Source organism: Pseudomonas pergaminensis, assembly GCF_024112395.2.
GTDB lineage: Bacteria > Pseudomonadota > Gammaproteobacteria > Pseudomonadales > Pseudomonadaceae > Aquipseudomonas > Aquipseudomonas pergaminensis.
The window spans coordinates 3533666-3558322 of the sequence record NZ_CP078013.2 but is presented as its reverse complement, the minus strand read 5'-3'; the positions used below and the strand labels follow the sequence as shown (position 1 = coordinate 3558322).

Annotated in this window: 23 protein-coding genes and 1 tRNA gene; 13 read left to right on the top strand and 11 right to left on the bottom strand. The window is 61.0% G+C overall.

What is annotated here, in order from left to right; translation table 11 throughout:
- Positions 1-82 precede the first annotated feature (82 nt).
- Positions 83-994: an AraC family transcriptional regulator gene (locus tag KUA23_RS16080; RefSeq protein ID WP_252992392.1), complete on the bottom strand. Its 912-nt coding sequence runs from the start codon at positions 992-994 to the stop codon at positions 83-85.
- Positions 995-1096: 102 nt separating this feature from the next.
- On the opposite strand from KUA23_RS16080, the gene KUA23_RS16075 reads away from it, so the two are divergent.
- Genes KUA23_RS16075 through KUA23_RS16055 form a run of 5 tightly spaced genes read left to right on the top strand, consistent with a single transcriptional unit; the run spans position 1097 to position 5497 of the window.
- Positions 1097-1657, top strand: coding sequence for a carboxymuconolactone decarboxylase family protein (locus tag KUA23_RS16075; protein ID WP_078048611.1), 561 nt, complete (start codon positions 1097-1099; stop codon positions 1655-1657).
- Positions 1658-1691: 34 nt separating this feature from the next.
- Complete coding sequence (locus KUA23_RS16070) at positions 1692-2753, top strand: acyl-CoA dehydrogenase family protein (RefSeq protein WP_252992391.1); 1062 nt, start codon at positions 1692-1694, stop codon at positions 2751-2753.
- Complete coding sequence (locus KUA23_RS16065; protein ID WP_100490578.1) at positions 2750-3553, top strand: ABC transporter ATP-binding protein; 804 nt, start codon at positions 2750-2752, stop codon at positions 3551-3553. The genes KUA23_RS16070 and KUA23_RS16065 overlap by 4 nt, the downstream gene beginning before the upstream one ends.
- A complete protein-coding gene (locus KUA23_RS16060; RefSeq protein ID WP_078048608.1) occupies positions 3540-4739 on the top strand; it encodes an ABC transporter substrate-binding protein in 1200 nt (399 codons plus the stop codon). Before KUA23_RS16065 ends, KUA23_RS16060 begins: the two co-directional genes overlap by 14 nt.
- A gap of 11 nt (positions 4740-4750) precedes the next feature.
- The gene (locus tag KUA23_RS16055) at positions 4751-5497 is read left to right on the top strand and encodes an ABC transporter permease (protein WP_178076788.1); all 747 of its coding nucleotides are present in this window, start codon (positions 4751-4753) and stop codon (positions 5495-5497) included.
- A 63-nt stretch (positions 5498-5560) separates the two neighbouring features.
- On the opposite strand, the gene KUA23_RS16050 is transcribed toward KUA23_RS16055, so the two are convergent.
- Entirely contained in the window at positions 5561-9100 is a 3540-nt protein-coding gene (locus KUA23_RS16050) for a membrane-targeted effector domain-containing toxin (protein WP_252992390.1), read from the bottom strand.
- 333 nt (positions 9101-9433) lie between these two features.
- Between KUA23_RS16050 and KUA23_RS16045 the strand changes: the two genes are divergently transcribed.
- Positions 9434-9622, top strand: coding sequence for a hypothetical protein (locus KUA23_RS16045; RefSeq protein ID WP_010210250.1), 189 nt, complete (start codon positions 9434-9436; stop codon positions 9620-9622).
- A 15-nt stretch (positions 9623-9637) separates the two neighbouring features.
- Here the strand turns inward: KUA23_RS16045 and KUA23_RS16040 are convergent, their stop codons facing one another.
- Complete coding sequence (locus tag KUA23_RS16040) at positions 9638-10018, bottom strand: fe2+ zn2+ uptake regulation protein (protein ID WP_252992389.1); 381 nt, start codon at positions 10016-10018, stop codon at positions 9638-9640.
- A gap of 237 nt (positions 10019-10255) precedes the next feature.
- Here KUA23_RS16040 and pvdQ point away from each other — a divergent pair, with 237 nt between their 5' ends.
- Positions 10256-12541: a bifunctional acylase PvdQ gene (pvdQ, locus tag KUA23_RS16035; protein WP_252992388.1), complete on the top strand. Its 2286-nt coding sequence runs from the start codon at positions 10256-10258 to the stop codon at positions 12539-12541.
- 212 nt (positions 12542-12753) lie between these two features.
- Positions 12754-12827: transfer RNA gene (locus KUA23_RS16030), tRNA-Cys, on the top strand.
- A gap of 147 nt (positions 12828-12974) precedes the next feature.
- Here the strand turns inward: KUA23_RS16030 and KUA23_RS16025 are convergent.
- The 5 genes from KUA23_RS16025 to KUA23_RS16005 all read right to left on the bottom strand — a co-directional run bounded on the left by KUA23_RS16025 (position 12975) and on the right by KUA23_RS16005 (position 18001).
- Positions 12975-13361 carry a DUF1090 family protein gene (locus tag KUA23_RS16025; protein WP_078048590.1) on the bottom strand — a complete coding sequence of 129 codons (387 nt, stop codon included), beginning with the start codon at positions 13359-13361 and terminating at the stop codon, positions 12975-12977.
- 197 nt (positions 13362-13558) lie between these two features.
- A complete protein-coding gene (locus tag KUA23_RS16020; RefSeq protein WP_252992387.1) occupies positions 13559-13813 on the bottom strand; it encodes a hypothetical protein in 255 nt (84 codons plus the stop codon).
- Positions 13814-13912: 99 nt separating this feature from the next.
- Entirely contained in the window at positions 13913-15331 is a 1419-nt protein-coding gene (locus KUA23_RS16015; RefSeq protein ID WP_252994288.1) for an efflux transporter outer membrane subunit, read from the bottom strand.
- Positions 15331-16899, bottom strand: a complete 1569-nt coding sequence (locus KUA23_RS16010; protein WP_252992386.1) for a DHA2 family efflux MFS transporter permease subunit — start codon at positions 16897-16899, stop codon at positions 15331-15333. Before KUA23_RS16010 ends, KUA23_RS16015 begins: the two co-directional genes overlap by 1 nt.
- Positions 16892-18001, bottom strand: a complete 1110-nt coding sequence (locus KUA23_RS16005; protein WP_252992385.1) for an HlyD family secretion protein — start codon at positions 17999-18001, stop codon at positions 16892-16894. The genes KUA23_RS16010 and KUA23_RS16005 overlap by 8 nt, the downstream gene beginning before the upstream one ends.
- 99 nt (positions 18002-18100) lie before the next feature.
- On the opposite strand from KUA23_RS16005, the gene KUA23_RS16000 reads away from it, so the two are divergent.
- Complete coding sequence (locus KUA23_RS16000) at positions 18101-18814, top strand: CerR family C-terminal domain-containing protein (protein ID WP_071488191.1); 714 nt, start codon at positions 18101-18103, stop codon at positions 18812-18814.
- A gap of 14 nt (positions 18815-18828) precedes the next feature.
- Here KUA23_RS16000 and KUA23_RS15995 read toward each other — a convergent pair whose 3' ends face one another.
- The 3 genes from KUA23_RS15995 to gcvA all read right to left on the bottom strand — a co-directional run bounded on the left by KUA23_RS15995 (position 18829) and on the right by gcvA (position 21428).
- Positions 18829-19590: an SDR family oxidoreductase gene (locus KUA23_RS15995; RefSeq protein WP_214496954.1), complete on the bottom strand. Its 762-nt coding sequence runs from the start codon at positions 19588-19590 to the stop codon at positions 18829-18831.
- A gap of 29 nt (positions 19591-19619) precedes the next feature.
- A complete protein-coding gene (locus KUA23_RS15990) occupies positions 19620-20447 on the bottom strand; it encodes a DMT family transporter (protein WP_252992384.1) in 828 nt (275 codons plus the stop codon).
- A gap of 75 nt (positions 20448-20522) precedes the next feature.
- Positions 20523-21428: a transcriptional regulator GcvA gene (gcvA, locus tag KUA23_RS15985; RefSeq protein ID WP_252992383.1), complete on the bottom strand. Its 906-nt coding sequence runs from the start codon at positions 21426-21428 to the stop codon at positions 20523-20525.
- Between the two features lie 207 nt (positions 21429-21635).
- Between gcvA and KUA23_RS15980 the strand changes: the two genes are divergently transcribed.
- The 4 genes from KUA23_RS15980 (at position 21636) to KUA23_RS15965 (ending at position 24586) form a co-directional block, all read left to right on the top strand.
- Positions 21636-22100 carry a hypothetical protein gene (locus KUA23_RS15980; protein WP_028616267.1) on the top strand — a complete coding sequence of 155 codons (465 nt, stop codon included), beginning with the start codon at positions 21636-21638 and terminating at the stop codon, positions 22098-22100.
- 123 nt (positions 22101-22223) lie between these two features.
- A complete protein-coding gene (locus KUA23_RS15975) occupies positions 22224-22382 on the top strand; it encodes a hypothetical protein (protein WP_177409453.1) in 159 nt (52 codons plus the stop codon).
- Between the two features lie 268 nt (positions 22383-22650).
- Complete coding sequence (locus tag KUA23_RS15970; RefSeq protein WP_078048582.1) at positions 22651-23259, top strand: LysE family translocator; 609 nt, start codon at positions 22651-22653, stop codon at positions 23257-23259.
- 346 nt (positions 23260-23605) lie between these two features.
- Entirely contained in the window at positions 23606-24586 is a 981-nt protein-coding gene (locus tag KUA23_RS15965) for a GlxA family transcriptional regulator (protein WP_252994287.1), read from the top strand.
- The last annotated feature ends 71 nt before the right edge of the window (positions 24587-24657 follow it).

The following is a 24657-nucleotide window of genomic DNA, read 5'->3' as shown; positions in this document are numbered from 1 at the left end:
TGAGAGCCTCATGGGTGGTGTCCGCGCGCAAAACGTTCCATCTTCCTACAATCGCAGTCGGTGAATCTTCCTGCTTAGCGACTCAATTCTGTATCTGCGACCTGCGATACGCCCCAGGCTGCTGCCCGGTCACTTTGTGAAACGCCCGTGTAAACGCCGCCACCGACTGATAACCCACCGCCAATGACACATCCGCCACCGTCTGATCCTGCTTGAACAGCTGGCAGGCGTGGCGCATGCGCATCATCAACAGCACCTGCCCCGGCGACTGCCCGCACAGTTCATTGAAGCGCTTGAAAAACGCCGAGCGCGACAGCCCGGTACACGCGGCCATGCTCTCCAGGGTCCAGGCATCGGCCGGGTGGGCGATCAATTGCTCCAGCAGGTGGGCAAACGCTGGCTGCCGGCCCAGCGCAGCCAGGCCGCCGAGTTCGGTGTTATCCAGCACCTGTTGGCGCAGCACGTACAGAAACAGCAGATGGCAAAGCCGTTCGAGCAAGGCAGAAGAGGGCGCGGGCACCCGCTCGCACTCTTGCAGGATCAGTTCGAACAGGTTGCGCGCGGCGGTCAGTGAGGGGTCGCCTGCGCGCAGAATGATCCAGGCGGGCAGGGTGTCGACGATCATCGCGGACAAGCCGGACTGGAAATGAAAGAACCCACACACCAGGCCAACGCCATCGTCGGCGGCGCGGTCCAGGGGCACCATCGGCACGCGGGGGCATTCCTGGGCGCCCGCCGCAGTCGGTTCGCCGGACAGGCGATAGACCAGGTCCCGCAACAGGAACACCGCATCGCCGTTTTCCAGTTGATGGGGCGTGCTGTCGCCCTCGATGTGCAGCCAGCACTGGCCTTGCACCACCAAGTGAAAACTCGCGCTCGCCAGGCCATGGGTGCTCGCATGCCAATCGCCGCAGTAACGGCCGACATGGAACAGGCTGGTGTCGAGTTCGAGGCTGTCTAATAACCAATCGACAAGTGCACTGGACGAATTCATCTAATGGAAAGACTCAAGAGCAAGTAATCGCTACTTTAGACTATTGAGGCGATTTTTTATAACCAACAGACTGGGTGCACGAACCCATCAGGAGTCCACTCCATGTCCCGTGTACCGTTGCTCACCCCTGAAACCGCGCCGGAAGCGGCCAAGCCCTTCCTGGAAAACGCGCTGAAAGGCTCGGGCTTCATCCCCAATCTGCTGGCGGTATTGGCCAACGCCCCGGCGGCGCTGGAAACCTACATCACCGTGTCCGGCCTCAACGCCAAGGCCGAGCTGAGCCTGGCCGATCGCGAGGTGGTGCAGCTGATTGCCGCCACCACCCATGGCTGCGATTTCTGTGTGGCCGGCCACACCGCCGTGGCGCGCAACAAAGCCAAGTTGCCGGAAGAGGTCATCGACGCCCTGCGCCAACGCGGCGAACTGCCCAATGCCCGTTATGAAACACTTGCCGCCTTCACCCGCGAAGTGATCGCCACCCGTGGCGATGTCAGCGATGCAGGCTTCGATGCCTTCCGCGCAGCCGGTTACTCCGACGGCCAGGCCCTGGAAGTCATTTTGGGCGTCAGCCTGGCAACCCTGTGCAACTTCGCCAACGTGTTTGCCCGTACCCCGTTGAACCCGGAACTGGCGCAGTACCGCTGGGAAAAACCGGCACGCTGAACCTGGCCCACCTGCTGCACAAGGAGAGACTTGAATGCTTGACCCCATCTTGAGCCGTTGGCTCGACATCCAGGCGCAAGCCTTGGATGTGGGCAGTTGCGACCCACAGGAAGTGCTGCCACGGCTGGCAGAGGCCAACGTATTGCGCATCGGCGTGCCGACTCAACTGGGTGGCCTGGGCGGTGATGTGGCAGGCGCGGTGGAAGCCATTGCCAATGTCGCCAGCCATTCCCTGGCGGCGGCATTCGTGTGCTGGGGCCAGCGATCGTTCATCGAATACCTGCTGCAAAGCCCCAATGCGAAACTGCGCGAGCGGCTGCTGCCGGACTTGCTCAGTGGCCGGTTGGCGGGTGCGACGGGCCTGTCCAATGCCATGAAGTTCTTGTCGGGCATCGAGACCCTGCAGATCAGCGCCGAACCCACCGACGACGGCTGGACCCTCAACGGCCGCCTGCATTGGGTGACCAACCTGCGCAAGAGCGGCTTCGTCGCCGCCGCTGCCATTGAGCACGCTGCGGGCGGCGCGCCGTTTATCCTGGCCATCCCCGATTCAGTGGCCGGGCTGCAGCGCTCCAGTGACTTGGAACTGCTCGGCTTGCAGTCGAGCAATACTGCCGCCCTCGGCTTGGAAGGCGTGGCGTTGAGCCGCGATTGGCTGCTGCATGAGGATGCGCGCAAGTTCCTGCCGGCGGTGCGCCCGGCGTTCCTGGGCTTGCAGTGTGGCCTGGCCATTGGCTTGGCCCGCCGCTCGTTGGCGGAAGTGGCCTACCATCTGGGCGCGACCCGTACGGTGTTGCGCGAAGAACTGGAAACCTTGCGCGTGACCCTGGAGCACCTGGTCACCGACCTCAAGAGCGGCCTGCTGGCCGGGCGGTTTGCGGCCGAGCCGGTGCCGTTGTTCAAGCTGCGCATCGCCCTGGCCGAGACAGCCACCAGCGCTGTGCAACTGGAACTGCAAGCCAGCGGCGGCAAGGCCTACCTCACGGCCCACGGCAGTGGGTTTGCGCGACGTTGGCGCGAGTCGGCGTTTGTGCCGATCGTGACCCCAAGCCTGGTGCAATTGCGCACCGAGTTGCAGCGCCAGGCCAACCTATGACCAGTGCCGTACTGAGCGCCCAGGGGATTTGCCTGGGGTATGCCAGCGGGCCGGTGCTGCAGGGCTTTGACCTGCACTTGCAGCCCGGTGAAGTGGTGTCGATCCTGGGCCCCAGCGGTGTTGGCAAGTCCAGTCTGTTGCGGGTGCTTGCCGGTCTGCAGGCCCCGCAGGGCGGCAGTGTGCGGGCGTTGGGCGAACCGTTGGACGGCCCCCATCCGCGCGTGGCCGTGGCCTTCCAGGACCCCAGCCTGTTGCCCTGGCTGAGCCTGGAAAAGAACGTCGCCTTCGGCCTCGACTTCGCTCGGCAGCCGCAATTGAGCCACGACGAACGTCGCCGCCGCGTTGATCACGCCATCACCGCCGTTGGCCTGGAACATGCGCGCCAGCAGTTCCCGGCGCAGCTCTCCGGTGGCATGGCCCAGCGTACGGCGCTGGCCCGTTGCCTGGCGCGCCAACCCCAAGTGCTGTTGCTGGATGAACCCTTCGGGGCCCTGGACGAAGTGACCCGCGCCGACATGCAGCACCTGCTGCTCAAGGTCAATCGCGAGCAAGGTTCGGCAGCGGTGCTGATCACCCATGACATTGATGAAGCGCTGTTGTTGTCCGACCGCATCCTGCTACTGGGTAACCGCCCGGCGCGGACGTTGGGCGAGTGGCTGATCGACCTGCCGCAACCACGGGAGGAACAGGTCGAAGCCATCGGCGCGTTGCGCATCGACATTCTTAAAACCCTACGGCAGGCGAGCCGCCCTCAACCCAACCCCCTTGACCTGCTGGAGCCTGCCCATGTGCCTGGATGACCTGACCCACTCGCGCCGCGACTTTCTCAAACTCTCGGCGGTGCTGAGTGCCGCCGGCGCCTTGCCGCTGTTGAGCAGCCTGCAAGCCCGCGCCGCCAGCGAGCCGGATGCACCGGTACGCATCGGCTACCTGCCGATCACCGACGCCACGCCTCTGCTGGTTGCGCACAACAATGGCCTGTTCGAAGCCGAAGGCATCAAGGCCGAGCGCCCGGTGCTGCTGCGCAGTTGGGCGCAGGTGATCGAGGCGTTTATCTCGGGCCAGGTCAACGTGATTCACCTGTTGTCACCGATGACCGTGTGGGCGCGGTATGGCAGCAAGGTACCGGCCAAAGTGGTGGCCTGGAACCATGTGGGCGGCTCGGGCTTGACCGTGTCGCCGGGCATTACTGATGTGAAGCAACTGGGCGGCAAATCGGTGGCCATTCCGTTCTGGTATTCGATCCATAACGTGGTGGTGCAGCAACTGTTCCGCGACAACGGCCTGACCCCGGTCGCGCGAGCAGCGGGCAGCGCGATGGCGGCCAATGAGGTCAACCTGATCGTGTTGCCACCGTCGGACATGCCACCGGCCTTGGCCAGCAAGCGCATCGACGGCTACATCGTCGCCGAGCCGTTCAATGCCCTGGCAGAAAACCTCAAGGTTGGCCGGGTACAGCGCTTTACCGGCGACGTGTGGCGCAACCATGCGTGCTGCGTGGTGTTTATGCACGAGCACGATTTGGCCAACCGCCCGGAGTGGTCGCAGAAGGTGGTGAATGCCATCGTCAAGGCACAGGTCTGGACCCGCGACAACCGTGAAGAGGCGGTGAAGCTGTTGTCCAAGGACGGCCCGAACCGCTACACCCCGCATGCCGAGCCGGTGTTGAGCAAGGTGCTGGCGCCTGCCGCCGCTGACCGTGCTGCCTACCTGGCCGACGGTGCGATCCAGCATGGGAACTGGGATGAGCACCGTATCGACTTCCAGCCCTATCCCTTCCCGAGCTACACCGAGGAACTGGTGCGCCGCCTGAAGGACACCCTGATCGAGGGCGACAAGAAATTCCTCGTCGACCTTGACCCGGCGTTCGTCGCTAAGGACCTAGTGGATGACCGCTTTGTGCGCAACGCCATCGAGGCGGTGGGCGGCATGCGGACCTTTGGTTTGCCGGACGGCTATGCGCGACGCGAGGAGATCGGCGTTTGAAAAACCGTGAAATCCCGGGCTGGTTGCTTGGGTTGAGTGGCCTGGCGGGGTTGCTGCTGCTGTGGTGGCTGGGGGTGAAGGTGTTTGGCGCATCTGATGGGTTGTCCGTGCGTTTCTCCCTGGCCGCCACCTTCAGTAGCCTGTGGGAATTGCTCGGGCGCGGTGAGCTGTACCTGCACATTGCAGTAAGCCTCAAGCGCATTGTTGTCGGGCTGTTCCTGGCCTTGCTGGTCGGTGTCCCGCTGGGCTTGCTGGTCGGCAGTTCGCGCAAGCTGGAGGCGGCGACCACGCCGGCCTTCCAGTTCCTGCGCATGATCTCGCCGTTGTCGTGGATGCCCATCGTGGTGATGCTGATGGGGGTAGGGGACCAGCCGATCTATTTCCTGCTGGCCTTTGCCGCCGTGTGGCCGATCATGCTCAACACCGCCGCAGGCGTGCGCCAATTGGACCCGCGCTGGTTGCAGTTGAGCAGCAGCTTGAGTGCGACCCGCTGGGAAACCTTGCGCCGGGTGATTATGCCTGGCGTTGTCGGGCATGTGCTGACGGGCGTGCGCCTGGCGATTGGTATCGTGTGGATCGTGTTGGTGCCGTGCGAGATGCTCGGGGTCAGCGCCGGGCTGGGTTATTACATCCTCGACACCCGTGATCGCCTGGCCTATTCGGAGCTGATGGCGATGGTGCTGCTGATCGGGCTGTTGGGCTTTGCCCTGGATGCGTTTGCGCGCTGGTTGCACCGGCGTTGGGTGCATGCCGGCTGACTCATCAAACGACGGCCAGAGACCCTCCTCGAGCCGTCGTGTGCGAAAGGGCGGTGAGCAAGTCTACGGTTGTACGTAAATTTGCAGATCGCCCGGAACACCGCCGTCGAAACCTACTGGTTTTTTTTTGTTCTGGGGGCGACCCACTACTTTCGTCCCGTACGCTCCTTGGATACCTGCTTTGTTAGACACAGCGATGCCGATAGCGCCTGTCAATTCAGCGAGGCCTGGTACGTTCTCGGAAGTATTCATATGCGAATTCCCCACCAGCGCGACCCACTTCTCAGTCCCGGAATTCGCCAGGATGGTCTCTGAGGCAAAGTAGTTGAATTCTTCGAGGCGGGTTTTCGTGCCTATGGGCGTTGTCAGCTGCGGCCGCAGGTGGCGGGGAAGATCTTTGTGCCGTGTGAGGTAGAAGTGATCCAGGGGAATGACTTGTATGTCATTGGCCTGTAGTTCCTCGCACAGCTCTTTAAACGTCGGGTCAGTGCGTTTCGTTTTGCCATCTCCGAGAAAGCCAATACCGTCATCCAAAAAACTTTTCGGACACGGAAATTCGATAAACCCTTCGAAATACACTTTCTTGACGCCTTGCTTCTTTAATGTGTCTATGTTTTCAAACAGCACCTTAAAACTGGCCATCTCTTTATGTGACTCTCCCAAGACTACGCCATTTGAGGCCTTGAAAGACTTTACGAACGTTTCTTGCACCGTGATGGGTTCGGGCACTGATGGGATAACAGGACGCGGCGGCAATCCTGTTTCGTCAAGGGCCTCATAGCTTTCTCTCATTTCCTTGTTGAACTTTTCCTTGGTTGCCATCTTGGTGTGAGGTTTGAAATGGTCAGGTTCGAATGTGCCTTTCAGGCTTTCTACGTAGGCGCCCTTGGGTAAGGGTTCTGCGAGGCGAATTGGACGAGCGTCGGTATTCATGGGGTTGTATCGATGGCGCCTGTTCGACTGTCTGGGGGAGTGCGTGTCTGGAGACTTGGGGCTCAAGGTGTCCAGTACGTCGGGTTGTGCCAGGGGGGAGCCATAAGGCCTCCTCTTGACCGGGTCGTACGCATAAGTTTTACCATTCACCAGAACGGTGCTGGTCTCCAGAGTACGGTCCCCGACCTTGAAAGAACTCCAAGTGACAGTGCCGTAGGTGGGGCTGGTCAACCCTGCTGCGATCTTGGCCTTCGTAATGCCTTTACTCACGAGGCGAGTGCCTCCCACTAATAGATCGCCTACCCCGCTGAGCGGGTTGAGCTCACTGATCACCGTGGTCCCGACAATTTTCGACAGATGCAAAGCCTTGTTCGACAGGCTGACAGCCTTGGTGGCGATTTTGGCGGCTTTCGCAGCAGCCCCTAAGCCGGCCGTGACGAAGCTGAAGATGTCCATCACCAGGTCTATCGCGCCATCCAGGTAGTCACCGTTGCGTAAGTTGCGAATCGCCGATCTGAGGGGAATGAAGTCCAGGAAAAAATGGGTCACGCCCCATTCGGCGTCCATCTGCCTATCGAAGGTGGAGGCGCCCTTGGCCTGCTTGATCACGTACCGGTTATCAATATCAAGGTGTTCAACGAAGGCATCTGCGATGGCCTTGGTTCGAGCGCTTGTGAAGCTGGAGGGGGTAGGCAGTGGCACTTCGGCTTGTGTGTTCTGGCTGAAGTCGGCATGAGCAGGCGGTGTGAATTTTTGAATGGGATAGACCAGACTGCCATTACGTTGGCGCTCGCGGGTCAGGTCGTTGTCATCGACCTGGGTGATGGATTGCCGCTTCAGGTCCAGCTCATACACGGCGTCGCCATTCGCGCCCGAGGCTTTAACGTACAGTTTTTCATTCTTTGTCTCGAGAGTCCGGCCGGTGAAACCCGTGCCAAGCCGATAGGTGTCGAGTTGATAGAATTCAAGCTGCCCGTACTCGAGGTTCTGCCTGTCTGCCAGTGGAAGCTGGGCAATCATATGTTTGATCGCTACGCCAATGCCCTTTTTCTTGTCGTCGATGGCTTGAGCCAGTTGGTAGTCAAATTCGGCCTTTACATCGAATTTGAGCGACTTGCCCTGCAACGCAGTGTTGATGCGTTTATCTTGGCTTATCCAGTCGTAGTTGTGTAACCCGCTCATGGCGATGTCCAGCAGCGAGAACAGGCCGGCAGGGGCTCGATTAGGGTCGTAGACCGGCTGGGCGAAGGGTTGCTTGGTGTCATAGACCTTCAGCAGTTTTTCTTCAAACGGCACGTCTTCGCCAAACCGCTCTTTAAGACGAGCGAGGGCGATATCCTTACGGCTGGGCATTTCAGCCTGGATCAGACTGGAGGCCTCTACCTGATCAAGGGTCTGTTGATTGAACGCGTTTCTGGCCACCTCGATATCGGCTGTGTTGTACCGCCCGGCCTGCGCCGGAGAAAGAATGCCGTTGGCCAAACCCCATACCCGCAGGGCCGCAATCTGCGCGTTTTGAGTGGCGCTTAGATCGGCGAGGCCGGCACTATCAGCCTCGGCCATGACCTGGGCAAAGGTCATGTTTTGTACTTTTCCAGGTGTCTGGGCTTCTATCGATGCTGCAGCGACCGCCAGCCTGACCCAAGCTGCGCTGCCGTATACCACCGTGCCTGGAACATCCTTTATCAGGAGTTCGGGGGCCTTCATTGACAGCAGGAGGTGTGCAGCCGTTTTGGCCATCTCGGTCGACGTTTTGTCGATATCGCTCAGGTAAGTGCTCAAGTCGTCCACAATGGTCGACAAGGGTTTGCCCCAATGTGCGTCGCTGGACACATCGAAACCAGCCACTTTATTGGGGTGAGTTTCGGTGAAGTATTGCGGGTCCAACTGCAGAATCATGGCCGCCATGAGGTAATCGTTCGCACTGTCTTCAGTGCGAGCCCCGTTCATGCGTTGCTGCAGGGCTGCTCCCATCAATTGCCCTTGGGCCGAACCGACCAGGGCCTCCAACACTTTGATGGGATCATTCAGTACGCCTTCAAGAAGTGGCGCCTCATAGCGCAAAAACTCCAGCAACCCCCCTTTGGATTGCACGACCGAGCGCTTATCCCCGAGGTGGTGCTTGTGGTACATGGCATTCAGGCGCAGGCGCTGTTGTTCATCTGTGTTTAAGGGCAGGGGCCAGCTCAAGGCACCACCAAAATTGCCCAGAGGATGTTCCAGAGCTCTGTCGATCAAGGCATTGGCCAATTCGGTCAAGGAAGAACGGCTGTCAGGTAGGGGTAGGCCGTTGGTGGCAATGTAGTTTTCCAGCGTGGTGCTGCTACCCGCCTCATCCGAGGAGGTCGAGCCGGGGGCGACACTCATCGGCGTGGCCTTGAGCGCAGTCAGGATCGCATGTGGGGGCACGGTTTCATCCAGGCACCTGGCCAGCTCAATGAGTTCGCGTGCCAGGGTCCTGAAGTTTTGCTGGTCTGCCAGTTGTTGTTTAAAGCCCCCGGTACCTGGGCTTTCATTCGGATTCGGATGGAGTGGGGCGCCTGCTGAGTCGACGCCATTGGTGGCAGTGCCTTGCAGGGTGGATAGGGAGCGCTCCGGTTGGAGAGAAGGGTGATAGCTGTAAGGGGTGGGAGGCAGTTGTCCAGAAGGGCGAGTATCAAGATTAGTCAACTTCGGGTACCTATTCAGACGTGCTGAGAGTAAGCGCCTGTTAACGGGGGGCTTTCCCTTGGCGCATTGCTAGGTGCGGAAAACGCCCGTTCACGTTCCGTCTGTAGGTACCGTGGTTTGCAAGATCTGATGTAGATGAGAGCCGATGAAGCGGTTGTATGCAGTGAGTCCCGTGCCCGCTACAGCGTCAGCGTTGTAGTGTGAGGGAATATTTTCAGCTTTACCGGAGGGGAAGGTTTATCGAGGTGCGTGTCAGACGCGCCAAAGTTTTTCATCGTCTGTAATATGGGCGCCTATTTATCCCGATCCATGCCACGTCTACAGGACCCCGTCATGACACAAAAGCAGCGCTTGAAATATTCGATTCTGATTGCCCTGGCCGTACTGGCGACGATGTTTGGCCTGTCCTACTTGCAGAACACCGGGGTTATCAGTGAGAAGACATTCCAGACCATCGCCATCGCTGTCGCAGTGGTTGTGGTGGTGATCAACGGCATCATGCGCCGCAAGGTCAAGCTCTAAGCGACAGGTCGCCCCTCAGGCGCGACCGTCGAGCACCTTGGCAGCCTCTTCATGGAGGCTGTAGCTTTTATCCGTATTGAGGGTGATCACGCCCTCGCTGCACAGGCGCTTGAGCACTTCGCGCACGCTCAGAAACGACAACGGGATGCCCAGCTCCATCAAATGGCTGTGCACACCGCGCACGCCGAGGGTGCGCTGGTTGTCGGCAGCGGTGAGCAGGGCGTCGATGACCTTCAGCCGGATCAGGCTGGTGCGCAAGCCAAAACACTTGAGCAGGTGGCGAATACGCTGGTTGCCTTGTTGTTCGGGCGCTTTGCCGAACGCTTGTGTGCCGTTGCCAAAATTGGCCTCGGCAGCCGATGAATGTCCATCCGTGGGCACTTGCGGGTTGTACATGCAAAAACTCCTTTTCAGAGCCTGATCAGGAAAAAATGAGCGCTCTTACTTAATAAGACGAACGAGCGTGCAAAATCATGAAGTGCCGGATGTAGAAATTTTGTCGGTATCGGTTTTGTCACATTCGCGCTGCCTTAAATAATCCTGCCCTCGCGCTAAATTATTCCCGGTGATTTGCGTTCTTACGGTGGGGTTGTTACCCCTTGTGAGACGGTTAAATCTGACGGTGGAGTCTGCGTGATTATTTCCAATGGGTTGTCCAGGGTGTGTGTGGCCGGGGTGTTGCTGGGGGTGAGCCTGGCCGCCTCGGCGCGGGAACACGTGACGCAAGCGTCGGCCGACATCCGTCGTACCAGTTACGGCGTACCGCATATCCGCGCCAATGATGAGCGTGGCCTGGGCTTTGGCATTGGCTACGCCTACGCCCAAGACAACCTGTGTCTGCTGGCCAACGAAGTGGTTACGGTGAATGGCCAGCGCGCGAAGTATTTCGGCCCTGAGCAGGCGACCCTGGAAGAGCGCAATAACCTGGCCAGTGATGTGTTTTTCACGTGGCTCAATACGCCGGAATCGGTCGCCGCGTTCTGGAAAGCGCAAAGCCCGCAGATCCAACAGCGTATCGAAGGTTACGTGGCCGGCTACAACCGCTACCTGAAAGAGCAGGGCGCTCCCGCACAGTGCCAGGCGGCCTGGGTGCGACCACTGGTGGCGGCGGATTTGGTCAAATTGACCCGTCGGCTTTTGGTAGAAGGCGGGGTAGGGCAATTCGCCGAAGCCCTGGTCGGCGCGACGCCGCCTCAAGCGAACGCCCGTGTGGAAACCAACGCCAAGGCTTTTGAGCTTGCCGCCGCCAACCAACAGCGCTTCGCCTTTGATCGCGGCAGTAATGCGGTGGCGGTGGGCCGTGATCGCTCGTTCAATGGGCGCGGCATGCTGCTGGCCAATCCGCATTTCCCTTGGGTGGGGGGCATGCGTTTTTATCAGATGCACCTGACCATCCCCGGTCAGTTGGATGTAATGGGCGCTGCGTTGCCGGGCCTGCCGGTGATCAATATCGGCTTTAACACGCATGTGGCGTGGACCCATACGGTGGATACGTCCAAACACTTCACGCTTTATCGCCTGACCCTGGACCCCAAGGATCCCACGCGCTACCTGCTCGACGGCAAATCGGTGCCGTTGGATAAAACCACGGTGACCGTGCAGGTCAAACAAGCGGATGGCAGCCTCAAGGACCAGTCGCGCGCGGTGTACAGCTCGCAATTCGGTCCGGTGGTGCAATGGCCGGGCAAACTCGACTGGGACAGCCAGTACGCCTTCAGCCTGCGTGACGCCAACCTGGGCAACGACCGCGTGCTGCAACAGTGGTACGCGATGAACCGCGCCTCCAGCCTCGAACAGCTGAAAACCTCGGTGCACACCCTGCAAGGCATTCCGTGGGTCAACACCCTGGCCGCCGATGACCAGGGCCAGAGCCTGTATATGAACCAGTCGGTGGTGCCCAACGTCAGCGCGGCCAAACTGGCGCAGTGCAGCGACCCACGCGCCGGCCTGCAGCTGATCATGCTCGACGGCGCCCGCAGTGCCTGTGCCTGGGACATCGACCCGCGCGCCGCCCAGCCCGGCATCGTTGCGGCTGACCAGTTGCCGCAACTGCAACGCATCGACTACGTCCAGCACTCCAACGATTCGGCGTGGCTGGCCAACCCCGAGGCGCCGCTCACCGGGTTCTCCCCGGTGATCAGCCAAGACCACATCGGCCTCGGCCCGCGCGCGCGTTTCGCCCTGCAGCGCCTGCAATCGTTGACAAAACCGATCAGCGTCACCGACCTGCAAAACATGGTGATGGACAACGAGGTGTACCTGGCGGGCCAAGTCCTGCCCGACCTACTGCAGTTCTGCGCCAAACACCTCGGTGCCGACGCCGCCACCCTGCAACCGCTGTGCAGCAGCCTGAAACACTGGGACCAGCACGCCAACCTCGACAGCGGCATTGGCCTGGTGCACTTCATCAACCTGGTGGAGCACCTGCAGCAGATCCCCGACGCCTGGCGTGTCGCCTTCGACCCGGCCCAGCCCCTCACCACCCCACGCGGCCTGGCCATCGACCGTACCGATGTCGCCAAGGCCCTGCGCGAAGCCATGTTGGCCTCCACCGCCGACGTCGCCAAACGCGGCTTGACCGCCAGCAGCACCTGGGGTGAGGTCCAAGTCGCCGGGCAAACCCCGATCCACGGCGGCCCGCAGGAACTCGGCATCTACAACGCCATGCAAACCGTGCCCCGCGCCGACGGCAAGCGCGAAGTGGTCAGCGGCACCAGCTACCTGCAAATCGTCACCTTCGACGACCAAGGCCCGCATGCCCAGGGCGTCCTCGCATTTTCCGAGTCCGCTAACCCGGCTTCCGCGCATTCTAAGGACCAGACCCAAGCGTTCTCCCAGAAAAAACTCAGCCCATTGCCCTTCACCGAAGCCCAAATCAAGGCCGACCCGCAGTACCAACAACTGCGCATCAAGGAGTAGGGCAGGCGCGCAACCCCTTGATGCCAATACGAAATATTTTTGAAATCAAGGGGTTGCACGCATACGTAAATACGTACATAATGGCGCCCATCGAACGCAACGAAGCATTAAAAACTTCAATGTATTCAATGAGTTAGAGTAGAGGCAGGGTTATACAGCCCACTCAAGTTTTTATGCGGTGAGTGTCAGCAGTCGGGACATTGATCGTTTGAGGCCGAGTAGCAAAATGGTTATGCAGCGGATTGCAAATCCGCCTACGCCGGTTCGATTCCGACCTCGGCCTCCACTCTTGAAAACCCCGTAGATTAACGTCTACGGGTTTTTTTATTGCCTGGGCGAAAGTACGGGCGTGCCGATCAAGGTTTTTGCATTGTCCGTCCCGCAGGCGTAGAAAAGCCCGCAATTGCGGGCCTCTCGCACACGACTTTCCGGCTTATTTAAACAGCCCACCGATTGCATTGATCGCATCCGCTGCCTTGTTCACGTTTTGTTGGTGCTGCGGGTTGGTATCCACTTGGGCCTGGGTGTTGTAACTGGCGTTACTGCAGCTCTTGTTTGTCTGGGTCAGCGCAGCTTGATAGGCGGTTGCGCGCAAGGTATCGCCCTTGGCATTGGCTGCATTGATGTTCGCCTGCAGGTCGCGGACCTGTTGCTGGCAGGAGGAGGCGTTATTGGAGTAATTGGTGTTATTGGTGGTGTTGTTTGCACCACCCAGAGCAGAGGACAGAGCTCCCGTCAGGGCACTCAAGTCAGCGGCTTGTGCGGATAGGGCGATCAGACTGAACAGGGCGGCGGATGGAGCGAGCTTGGAAAGACGCATGGCAAACCTCAATGTTTTATTGTCTGCACGCGCGTGGCTCCCGAGCTGGTGCAGAGCAATATCCGTATAAAGGTGTGTGCTCGGTTGCGGCAAAATACTATTTGGTCAAATTTTGAGCTTCAATGTTCAATGTCAATAAATGTGAATTCTTTCACGTTGTTCGTCGGCGGCGCGCCATTGGGATATGCCCCCTGTGATTACAGGATGTCAGACCTGGCGATGCGCTGGTCTTTCACCTCACCTGCATAAGCGTGAAGCCTTTCCTGTTGCGCTGCCAGCAACGCGCAGATTTTCATCAGCGCCAGCGCCTCATCCGGCGTGCGACCGCTGGCGGCCAAAGCGGTCAACTCAACCACCGACCACCCAATCACAGCGGCGGCGTCCTCAAGGTCGTAGAACAATTCCTGCTGTGCCGTTCTGGGGCCGTCGAGCCCCTGGATCAATTCTTTCATTTATTGCCCCTCCCGCTTCAGGTCAAACCCCATGATATCCATCCCGATCTCCGCCAGATCGGTCTTGAATGGAATTGCTCCCATCAAACGCCTGATATTTCACAACGTCCAGCCCAGCCCCAATGCCTTGTGCAGTGAAGCAAAATCCTTGAGTAACTCCGCGTCCCCGGAAATCCGGCTCTCCTGGGCCTGGTAGCGGGTACGCTCCGCATCCAGCCAATCCAAGGTGCTGGCGGTGCCCGCACGGTAGCGCTGGCGAGTCAGGTCCGCCGCGCGTACCGCCGAGGACTCCACACTGCGCAACAGCACTACGTTCTGGCGTTGATGGCCGTACCGCGCCAGGGCCACATCGGCGTCGCGCAGCGCACTCAGTACCACACTTTTGTACTGCGCGAGCGCTTCGTCGCGACCGGCTTCGGCGCCTTTGACGCTGGCGGCCACGCGGCCGAAGTCCAGCGCGTTCCAGGTCAGGCGCGGCAGGATCAGCCAGGTGCCGTTGTCCTTGCGGGCGAGGTGGCCGGGGTCGCCGGCGGAGAATGACAGGTCGCCCATCAGGCTGAGCTTGGGAAACCAGTCGGCGGTTTTCTCGCCGATCTGCGCGTTGCTGGAGGCCAGTTTGCGTTCGGCGACGCGGATGTCGGGGCGGGCCTTGAGCAGGGCGGCGGGGTCGGCCACGGGCACTACGCCGGGGATGGCGGGCAGGGCCTTGGCGATGGCGAGGCGGCTGTCCAGTTCACCGGGTTCCTGGCCGCAGAGCAGACCGAGCTGATCCAGGGATTCGACGATGGCGGCTTGTAAGGGCAGGCGTTGGGCCTGAGTGTTTTCGGCCTGGGTGAGGACTTGTTCGAGTTGCAGCTGTGAGGCCACGCCGCGACTGCGGCGTTGCTGGGTCAGGTCAAGGGCCTGGTTTTCGATGTCGACACTGGCGTCGACCAAGGCCAGTCGCGCTTGCTGGTCGCGCAGGTCGGTGTAGGCCTGCACCACTTCGGCCGCCAGTTGCACCTGGGCGTCGGCCAGTTGTGCCTGGGCCGCATCGGCTTCGGCCTGCGCCGCTTCGACTGCGCGGCGCGTGCCGCCGAACAGGTCGGCTTCCCAGCTGGCGTCGAAGCCGGCGAGGTAGAGCGTCAGTGGACCTCGTCCGCCACCACCGCCGCCGAGTGCGGAGGTGTCGGGTGAGCGCAGTTTTAGCATCGCCGCGTCGCCGGTGACTTTGGGCATGGCGTCGGCACGCGCACCGCTGAGGCTCGCGCGGGATTGCTTCAAGCGTGCCTGGGCGGTGGCGATATCCGGGCTGTTTTTGAGTGCCATGTCGACCAGCTCATTGAGTTGCGGGTCATTCAGTGTTCGCCACCACTGCGCCACAGCCGGCGTGCTGGGGGCTTGGCTGTCGGCATGGGGCAAGCGCCCGGCGGCCAGGGTTTTGGGCGCGGTATCGGGCGCGCCTTGGTAATCCGGGCCTACGGTGCAGGCGGACAGCAGGCCGACGGTCAGGAGCGGGAGCAGAGAGCGAGCAAGAATCATGGCTGTACCGTGCGCTTTTTCAGGATGAAGATCAGGGGCAGGCACGCCAGCATTGCGAGTCCCAGTACATAAAACGAGTCGTTATAGGCCATCACTGACGCTTGCCGCGCGATGTCATTGGCCAGTTGAGCCATGGCTTGCAAAGAGGCGGTGGAGGCATCGCCGGTTTGTGCCAGGTAGCTGGCGGTGTTGCTGGCCATGTGGTCCTGGGTCAATTGGCTGTTGGCCAGGATGCCTTCGCGCAGCCGGTCGTCATGGAAGTGGCTGCGCCGGTCCATCAACACGCCGAGTAACGCCAGGCCGATGGTGCCGCCGAGGTTGCGCGACATGTTGTAGAGCCCGGCCGCGTCGCCGGCGTCCTGGGTGTCGACCGAACGCATGGACAGTTGGCTGAGGGGCATCATCACCAGGATCTGCCCGAAGCCGCGCAGCAGTTGTGACCAGATAAAGTCATGGCCGACGCTGTCGGCGGTCAACAGGGTGTCTACAAAGCAACTGGCCCAGTACAGCAGCAGGCCTGCGCCGACCATCCAGCGCAGGTCGTAGCGGCCGAGCATCCTGGGCAGGATCGGCATCAGCAGGAATGCAGGAATGCCCGACAACAACATGATCGAGCCGGACTGTTGCGCGTTGTAGCCGGACAGAATCCCGAGAAATTGCGGCACCAGATACGCCGTGCCATACAGCCCCGCACCCACCGCCGTACCGATCAGCAACACGCTGCCAAAGCTTTTGTTGAGCACCAGTGGCAGGCGCAGGATCGGGGTACTGGAGCGCAATTGCCCCACGGCAATCAGGAAAAAACCGGTGACCGTGGCAATGCTCAGCCACACGATCAGCAGCGAATCGAACCAGTGCTCGCGCTGGCCTTCTTCGAGTACCACGGTCAGCGAACTCAAGCCCATGGCCAGCCCCAGAATGCCCAGCCAATCCGCGCTGATAAAGCGTTGCAGGTTCATGCGCTCGCTGGGCAGGCCGGTGATCAGCAGGGTAATCAGCGCGATGCTGATGGGCAGGTTGAGAAAGAAGCACCAGCGCCAGTTGATGTTTTCCGTCAGCCAGCCGCCGATCACTGGACCGAGCAATGGGCCGAGGATCACGGTCATGCCGAACATCGTGGTGCCAATGGCGAGTTGATGCGGTGGCAGGCGCGTGCGCACGATGGTCTGGGCGGTGGGGATCATCGCGCCACCGGCGAAGCCCTGGCCGATGCGCCCGGCGATCATCGCGCCGAGGCTGGTGGACAGGCCGCAGAACATCGAGAACAGGGTGAACATCAACGCGGTGCCGATCAGGAACCGGCGCAGGCCGAACACCCGGGTCAGCCAGGCGGCGAGGGGGATCATGACGATTTCCGACATCAGGTAGCCGGTAGCGATCCAGGTGCCCTCGGTACCGGTGGCGCCGATCTGGCCCTGGATCTGTGGCAGGGCCGAGTTGGTGATCGACACATCCAGGGTGGCCAGCAGTGCGCCCAATGCACCGGCGGCGACGGCAATCCAGTCGGTCAGCGAGGCGTTGCGCGGTTTCTCGGCGGCCACCCCGGCCATGATCGCCTCAGCCATGGTTGGCGTCCGCAGCGTGGGTGCGGGTGTCGACTTCGACGGTGGCCGACAGGCCAGGCATCAACGCGGCCCGCAGGTCATCCGGCACGTCCAGGGCGATGCGCACCGGTACGCGCTGCACGATCTTGGTGAAGTTACCGGTGGCGTTCGACGGCGGCAGCAAGGCGAACTGCGCGCCGGTGCCGGGGGCCAGGCTGTCGATGTGACCTTGCAGGTCGCGGCCGGGCAGGGCGTCCACGTGCACGGTGACGGTCTGGCCGGGGCGCATGCCACCGATCTGGGTTTCCTTGTAGTTGGCGGTCAGGTAGATCGCGCTGATCGGCACCACCGTCAGCAACCGGGTGCCGGGTTGCACGTACTGGCCCACGCGCACGCCCCGGTCGGCCGCGCGACCGTCCAGCGGGCTGCGGATGACGGCGTCGTCCACGTCCAATTGGCTTTGCGCCTCGCTGGCCTTGGCCACGCCCAATTGCGCCTGGGCCTGCTTGAGCTGGGCCTGGAGCGTGCCGTAGCGGGTCTGGCTGGAGCGCAGCGCCGCCTGTTTGGCCGCCACCGTGCTGCGCGCTTGTGCCAGTTGGTTGTTCAGTTGCGCCAGGCGTTCTTCTGGTTCGGCGCCGGAGCGGGCCAGTGGCGCGTAGCGCGCGACTTCGGTCTGCGCATGCCGCGCATCGGCTTCGGCGCCCTGCAACTGGGCACGGGCTTCGGCGATGGTCGAGTCCTGCTGCACCAGGTCGGCTTGGGCCTTGGCGTAGTCGGCGTTGCGCGCGGCAATGGTTGCGGACGCTTCGTCACTCACCGCCTGGTATTTGCGCGCATCCAGGCGCACCAGCACGTCGCCGCGCTTGACGTTCTGGTTGTCGCTCACCAGCACTTCGGCCACGTAGCCATTGATCTTGGGCGCCACGCTGATGCTGTCGGCTTGCAGGTAGGCATCGTCGGTGGTCTCGATGAAGCGCCCGGTGATCCACCACCAAGCGGCCCATGACACACCGACCAATAGAGCAATGCCGGCCAGGCTGAGCAGGATGCGTCGGGCTTTACCGCGCTGACCGTTGACGGTTTCTTCAGGCATGACCTGAGGGGAGGGAGGTGCAGCCGACATCGAGGTCACTCCAGATTTATAGCAGGTGGAATAAATTCCTTTTTTCGCGAATTTTTGTCAACTGGTATATTTTGGTCCGGTATTCGAATGGAGCTGCACATGGCACGACACAAACCTGCCGCCGAGGGTGGCTATCAGCGCGGCGAAGAAACCCGCGCCCGCATTATCGAGGCGGCCGTCGAGGTATTCGGCGCGCGTGGCTACGATGGCGCGTCCACGCGTGATATCGCCACGGCTGCGGGCGTCAACGCACCTGCGATCCAGTACTACTTCGATGGCAAGGAAGGCGTGTACCTGGCGTGCGTCGAGCACTTGATCACGCTGCTGTGGCGCAAGATGTCGCCGCCGGTGGAGGCGGCGGAAAGCGTGCTGGCCGATGCCGATTCCGGCGACAACGCGCTGATTGACGCCTCGCTGGGCATCCTGGGCACCGTGGTTTCAACCATCCAGGACAGCCCGCAAACCACGGCATGGCGTGCGTTCATGGATCGCCACCAGGCCGGCTTGTGCCCGCAAAGCGCAACGATGGCGTTCGAGGAGCGTTTCAAGGCGCGTATTGCGCGGGTCATCCGCCAACTGATCGCACGCGTGGCCGGCCTGGCGCTGGAGGATGAGCGCACGGTGATCCATTCCATGGCGCTGTTTACCCAGGGCCTGGCGTTCCGCATCCAGAAGCCCAAGCTGCTGGAGGCGTTGAAGTGGAGCGAAGTGAACCAGAAGGAAATGGAACAAGTGCGGGAGGTGGTGCTGATGCAAGCGCGGTTCACCCTGGAAGGGCTGGCCCGGCACCGGGACCAGCACGCCTCCCGTTAATCGGCGGTTACCGCCTACTTGCCGCCTGTCACATCCAGAAAGGTCCCGGTGATGAACGACGCTTCCTTACCGGCCAGCCACAGGATAGCGCGGGCCACCTCTTCGGGTTCGCCGCCACGGCCCATGGGAATGCTGTCCTTGACCCGATCCACACGCCCTGGTTCGCCGCCGCTGGCGTGCATGTCGGTGTAGATGTGCCCAGGCCGTACGCAGTTGACGCGTATGCCTTCGCGCGCGACTTCCTTGGACAGCCCGGTGGTGAACGTCTCCAGGGCACCCTTGGAGGCGGCGTAATCGACATACTCGTTCGGGCTGCCCAGCCGGGCGGAGGCCGAGGACACGTTGATCACGCTGCCACCCTTGCCATTATGGCGCAGCGACATGCGTTTCACCGCGTGCTGCGCGCACAGCATCGGGCCGATGGCATTGATCGCGAAGATGCGCTGCATGCGGGCAAAGTCGAGGTCTTCAAAGCGTGACTGCAGGGCAATGATCGCGGCATTGTTGACCAGCACATCGATACGGCCAAACGTCTGGTCAATGGCTGCGAACAGCTGCGCGACCTGTCCGGGGTCCGCACTGTCGGCGCGGATGGCCAGGGCGCGGCGCCCCAACGCTTGCACATCCGCCACCACGCCGAGCGCGGCCGCCTCGTTGCTGACGTAGCTGATCGCGACATCGTAGCCTTGCGCCGCTGCAAGGCGCGCGGTTGCCGCGCCGACACCGCGGCTGCCGCCGGTAATCAGAATCAGCGGTGTCGAAGACACAGTACTCATTGCTTGAACCTCCTTTGAGGGGTGAACGATCAGCCTATCAGCATCGTGCCGGTCGCAATGACCACGCACGCCAGGACTTTGCGGACAGTCAGCGACTCGCCCAAAAACAAATAACCGATCAATGCCGCGAACAGCACGCTGGTTTCGCGCAGGGCCGAAACGGCGCCCATCGGCGCGTGGGACATGGCGTAAATGACGATGCCGTAGGCCAGGAGGGACACAAGCCCCCCGATCAAGGCTGTGATGACACCGGGGCGCGGGGCGAAGAGGCTGCGTGTATCGCGCAGGCCGATATACACCAGGGGCATCAATACGCCCCAGAGCGCACACATCCATACGGTGTAGGCCATCGGTGCGCCGGACAGCCTCGCGCCAACACCGTCCGTGACGCTGTAGGCCGCGATGAAAAAACCCGTGCCCAGGGCGTAGGGCAGGCTGGGCACCGCCAGTCTGCGCTGTCTGAAGGCCAGAGAAATAATGCCGCCGGAGACCAGCACGATGCCGATGAGAGCGTTCGTGCTGACCGTTTCACCGGCAAACACCAAGGCGCAAAGCGTGATCAGAATGGGTGAGGAGCCGCGGGCGATCGGGTACGTCTGCCCCAGGTCGCCCACCTTGTAGCTTCGCACCAGGAACAGGTTATAGCCCACGTGCAACACGCCCGACAGGACAGCGTAGGGCCAGCTGGCTGGCGCGGGAGGGGCGAGAAACACGGCGATGACACTGCTGGCGATGGCGACCGCCACGCACATCACGGTCATTGACCACAGCCTGTCGGCGCCGACACGCAACAATGCGTTCCAGCTGGCATGCAAGAGGGCGGCGAAGAGGATGAGTAGAACGATGGGTAAAGGCATGCGCCATGTTAAACACCGCAAGGGCGTGTTTAACAGCGAAGTCCTTTCATCCTGTCATGAGTGATTGTTCATGTATCACTGATAATTTTGCTGTGCCTGCATCGACTCGGCCAACAGCCAGTTACGAAAGCTGATGATGTGTGGCTGGGTTTCAATCCCTTTGGGGCAGACAAAGTAGTAGCCGACCGGCGACGCGAACGGCAGCTCAAACAGCCTGATCAGGCGACCGTCATTGATTTCAGCTTCAACGTGGCCGCTTCGCGCCAGCGCAACACCTTGGCCCAGCAGCGCCGCCTCGATGGTCATGTTGGTATCCGCGAACCTGACGCTTTCCTTGAGTGGCGCAATGCTGACGCCGATATGTTCGAACCAGGCTTCCCACTTGGGCACCAGGTCTGCGCCGTCGCGCGTCAGCAACGGGTAACGCAGCAGCTCAGCGGGCTCGTGGGGCGCGCCGAAACGGTTGAGCAGATCCGGGCTGGCCACCGGGAAGATCTGCTCGCGGAGCATGACTTCCGAGTGCAGGCCGGGATAATTGCCGTTGCCCAGCCGGATGGCCACATCCGGGTCTGAGCTGGAGAACTTGATGGCCTTGTCGCTGGTCTCCAGCGTAATCAGGATTTCCGGATGTTGCTGCGACAGGCTGGGCAACCTGGGCAGCAGCCATTTCAAGGCAAACGAATACGTGGTGCTGACCTTCAGGCGAACCCGGCCTTTTTGTTCCCTGAGGTCAGCCAGCGTGACCTCAAGGTTCATGAAAAACTCGCGCACAATGGGCGCCAGTGCGGCCCCGGCCGGGGTCAGCCGCAACGCCTTGCCACGCTGGAACAGCTGCAGGCCCCACAGGTCCTCGAGGTGCTTGAGTTGGTGGCTGACGGCGCTCTGGGTCACATGCAGTTCTTCTGAGGCCGATGTGAACGTCGCGTGCCGGGTCGCTACTTCGAAAGCTCGCAGCGTGGCGGTGGGCGGTAGATCTCTCATGACTGGGGTCCGGGTCGGGGGCTGGCAATTAATCAGCATGAATACAGGTTCATGGTAATGGATTGGCAGGCTTTCACAGAAGCCGCAGATCATGGCCTTGTGAATTGTTGTGAAGCACAGATTAATGGCCCATTGCCCATGCTAACGTCGGCGCCAGGCTATCGTCAGCACGACGATTTCATTCGTACCTTCAGGGGAGCAGCGCCGATGTCTACTACCGTAACGCCCGCCGGCAGCGGGGCAAACACGCCTAAAGCGTCACCTTCGGCGTTCGATGACAAGTTGAACATTGCCAAGTCCAGCAAAGTGATTGCCGACTATATGCGCCAGACCGGCAAGTCGGCCATCACCAAGCAGGAGCTGACCCAGCTGGCCAACAATGCCTCGGGCAAAGTGCCTGCCGAGGTGTCCGATGCTGCCAAGTACATGGAGCGTCACCCCGATGTGTTCACCGCCATCGAAACCCACGACGTGGCCGGTGCCGATAACCTGTCGGGCGTGTGGAACTTCGACTGGGCGGCCAACGGTGGGCTGAAAGGCACCGCCACCGATGCCATTGCCAAGATGCAGGATACATTCGATTTTGCGATCGCCAAGTCGGCGCAAATCACCGAAATCAGCACTGCCAAAAAAGCCGAGCTGGACTCGACCAAACAGCGGCCGCAGAACTGACGGCAGCTTGTACCGCCGGGCTTACAAACCTTACCAACAGGTTACACGATAGCCGTGACGCATTTGAGTTGGCACTGTCATACCCAGCGAGAAGTCAATCTCGTCAAGTAAGAGAGTGTGGTCATGAAGTTGAGTTATGTAACCAAGGCGGCAGTGGTTGTCGCGCTGTTGTCGACCTTGTCGGGCTGCTGGATGTTCATGCCTCCCGGTGGTGGCGGCGGCGGTGGTCATGGTGGCGGGCACGGTCAGGGCGGCGGCCCTGGCGGTGGCGGCCCGCGCTGACGGGTAGAAACTGGAGGCAAGCCTTGATGAAGGGCTTGCCTCTTTTTTTGCCTGCGATAAACCCCAGGCAAAGAAAAGCCCGCGTGGGGAGCGCGGGCTAAAAGGATGTTCATTAGGAGCTGGATTCACCATAGGCCTTCATCTGTGAAAGGTTTGTGAAAGCCTTGGTAAAAAAGTGTATGCCTCAATCTGCCCATGGCTGTACGGGGCAGGGCGGTCGTTAACCCTCTACTGTCGCAGGCATACCACCCCGTTCGGATGCCGCTTCATGATCATGTCTACCAGCCTGTTGTCAGCCTTTGTACTGTTCGCTTTTGTATCTTCGATCACACCGGGGCCCAATAACACCATGTTGCTCGCCTCGGGCGTGAACTTCGGCTTCCGCCGCTCGATGCCCCATGCCCTGGGGATCAGCATCGGCTTCATGCTGCTGGTGATCTCGGTCGGCCTGGGATTGGGCGAGGTGTTCAAGGTCTTCCCATGGGCCTACACGTTGTTGCGTTACGTGGGGGCGGCGTACTTGCTGTACCTGGCGTGGAAGATCGCGACGGCGGGCGGTATGTCCGACAGCAATGACGCGCATGGCAAGCCCATGACCTTCCTCGGCGCGGCGGCGTTCCAGTGGGTGAACCCCAAGGCCTGGATCATGGCGCTGGGGGCCATCACCACCTATACGCCGGCTGAAGGCTACGTCACCAATGTGCTGGTGATTGCACTGGTGTTTGCCGTGGTCAACCTGCCCAGCGTATGCGTGTGGGTCGGCTGTGGCAGCGGCTTGCGCAATGTGTTGCGTGAACCTCGCTGGTTGCGGCTGTTCAATTGGTCGATGGCGGCGTTGCTGGTGCTGTCACTGTACCCGATGCTGTTTGTCAGCTAAGGGCCGCTTCAAACCGGTGAGATGGTTGCCAGCAGGCCGATGCCGATGGTGAGTACCAAAAAGCCGAACAGGAAAAGTGCCATCTTGGTCATAAGGCCTCCGAAGGGAAGGGGGTGGGGATGGCGCTATTGTCCGTCCAGGTGGCTTTTCGATACAGATGCAGATGGCAAAGAAAAAACCGTATCAGATACGCTTGCGGCTGTTCTGCCGGGGGCTTTGAAGGGTTACGGTTTTTTCAGGCTCAGTGCCTGAGACAGGCAACGCGTTTGCCCCTAAGATGGCGCCCAGTGCATCAAAAACAAAAGTGGGCCAACCCTCGATGGAAAGACGTCAATTCAGCGGTGGCATGAAGGGCAAGAACCTGCGCTACCTCAACGAAACCCTGCAGCCGGCGTCGGTCACCCGCGTTGGCTTCCTGTTGCTCGAACACTTCTCCCTGCCGGCCTTCACCCAGACCCTTGACACCCTCGTCACCGCCAACCTGCTGCGTCCTGACCTGTTCGCCACGCGCACTTTCGGCTGGGACGATGGCGAAGTCATCAGCGACCTGGGCCTAGTGATCCGCCCCGACGCGCGCCTCGACGTAGCAGCGCTGCAAGACTTGGAACTGCTGGTGATCTGCGGCGGTTTCCGTACCGAACTCAAGGCCAGTGAAGACTTCATCCACCTGCTGCGCAGCGCCGCCGAACATGGCATTTGCCTCGCGGGGTTGTGGAACGGTTCGTGGTTCCTCGGCCGCGCCGGGCTGTTGCAGGGTTACCGCTGCGCCATCCACCCCGAACATCGCCCGGCGCTGGCAGAAGTGTCCAAGGCCACCCACGTCACCAGCGAGCCCTATGTGATCGACCGCGATCGCCTGACGGCGTCGAGCCCGTCGGGCGCGTTCCATATGGCGCTGGACTGGATCAAGGGCCTGCATGGCAAGGCCCTGGTCGAAGGCATCGAAGACATCCTGGCCTTCGAAGAATCCCGCTACCGGCGCATCAAGCCCACCGAAAACGTCAGCGTCAGCGCGCCCCTGCGTGAAGTGGTGAAGCTGATGGACGCCAACCTCGAAGAACCCCTGGAGCTGGACCAGTTGGCCGTCTACGCCGGCCGCTCGCGGCGCCAGTTGGAGCGCTTGTTCAAGGAACAACTGGGCACCACCCCGCAGCGCTACTACATGGAGCTGCGTGTAACCGAGGCGCGGCGGCTGTTGCAACACACCGAGTTGTCCCAGGTGGAGGTGCTGGTGGCCTGTGGGTTTGTGTCGCCGAGTCATTTCAGCAAGTGTTACAGCTCGTATTTCGGATATCGCCCCTCCAAGGAGAAGCGCTTGGTCAAGTGAGGTATGGCTGATCCATCAACTGGGGAGCATGCATCTACCTGTAGTGAGCAGGCTTGCCCTGCGCTGGGCCG

Coding starts and splice junctions, on each gene's coding strand:
- KUA23_RS16005 (WP_252992385.1), bottom strand. CDS start 18,001: ATGTCGGCTGCACCTCCCTCCCCTCAGGTCATGCCTGAAGAAACCGTC.
- KUA23_RS16020 (WP_252992387.1), bottom strand. CDS start 13,813: ATGAAAGAATTGATCCAGGGGCTCGACGGCCCCAGAACGGCACAGCAG.
- KUA23_RS16070 (WP_252992391.1), top strand. CDS start 1,692: ATGCTTGACCCCATCTTGAGCCGTTGGCTCGACATCCAGGCGCAAGCC.
- KUA23_RS15970 (WP_078048582.1), top strand. CDS start 22,651: ATGATCATGTCTACCAGCCTGTTGTCAGCCTTTGTACTGTTCGCTTTT.
- KUA23_RS15990 (WP_252992384.1), bottom strand. CDS start 20,447: ATGCCTTTACCCATCGTTCTACTCATCCTCTTCGCCGCCCTCTTGCAT.
- KUA23_RS16075 (WP_078048611.1), top strand. CDS start 1,097: ATGTCCCGTGTACCGTTGCTCACCCCTGAAACCGCGCCGGAAGCGGCC.
- KUA23_RS16060 (WP_078048608.1), top strand. CDS start 3,540: ATGTGCCTGGATGACCTGACCCACTCGCGCCGCGACTTTCTCAAACTC.
- KUA23_RS16000 (WP_071488191.1), top strand. CDS start 18,101: ATGGCACGACACAAACCTGCCGCCGAGGGTGGCTATCAGCGCGGCGAA.
- KUA23_RS16040 (WP_252992389.1), bottom strand. CDS start 10,018: ATGTACAACCCGCAAGTGCCCACGGATGGACATTCATCGGCTGCCGAG.
- KUA23_RS15980 (WP_028616267.1), top strand. CDS start 21,636: ATGTCTACTACCGTAACGCCCGCCGGCAGCGGGGCAAACACGCCTAAA.
- KUA23_RS16025 (WP_078048590.1), bottom strand. CDS start 13,361: ATGCGTCTTTCCAAGCTCGCTCCATCCGCCGCCCTGTTCAGTCTGATC.
- KUA23_RS16045 (WP_010210250.1), top strand. CDS start 9,434: ATGACACAAAAGCAGCGCTTGAAATATTCGATTCTGATTGCCCTGGCC.
- KUA23_RS15995 (WP_214496954.1), bottom strand. CDS start 19,590: ATGAGTACTGTGTCTTCGACACCGCTGATTCTGATTACCGGCGGCAGC.
- KUA23_RS16065 (WP_100490578.1), top strand. CDS start 2,750: ATGACCAGTGCCGTACTGAGCGCCCAGGGGATTTGCCTGGGGTATGCC.
- KUA23_RS16010 (WP_252992386.1), bottom strand. CDS start 16,899: ATGGCTGAGGCGATCATGGCCGGGGTGGCCGCCGAGAAACCGCGCAAC.
- KUA23_RS15965 (WP_252994287.1), top strand. CDS start 23,606: ATGAAGGGCAAGAACCTGCGCTACCTCAACGAAACCCTGCAGCCGGCG.
- gcvA (WP_252992383.1), bottom strand. CDS start 21,428: ATGAGAGATCTACCGCCCACCGCCACGCTGCGAGCTTTCGAAGTAGCG.
- KUA23_RS16080 (WP_252992392.1), bottom strand. CDS start 994: ATGAATTCGTCCAGTGCACTTGTCGATTGGTTATTAGACAGCCTCGAA.
- KUA23_RS15975 (WP_177409453.1), top strand. CDS start 22,224: ATGAAGTTGAGTTATGTAACCAAGGCGGCAGTGGTTGTCGCGCTGTTG.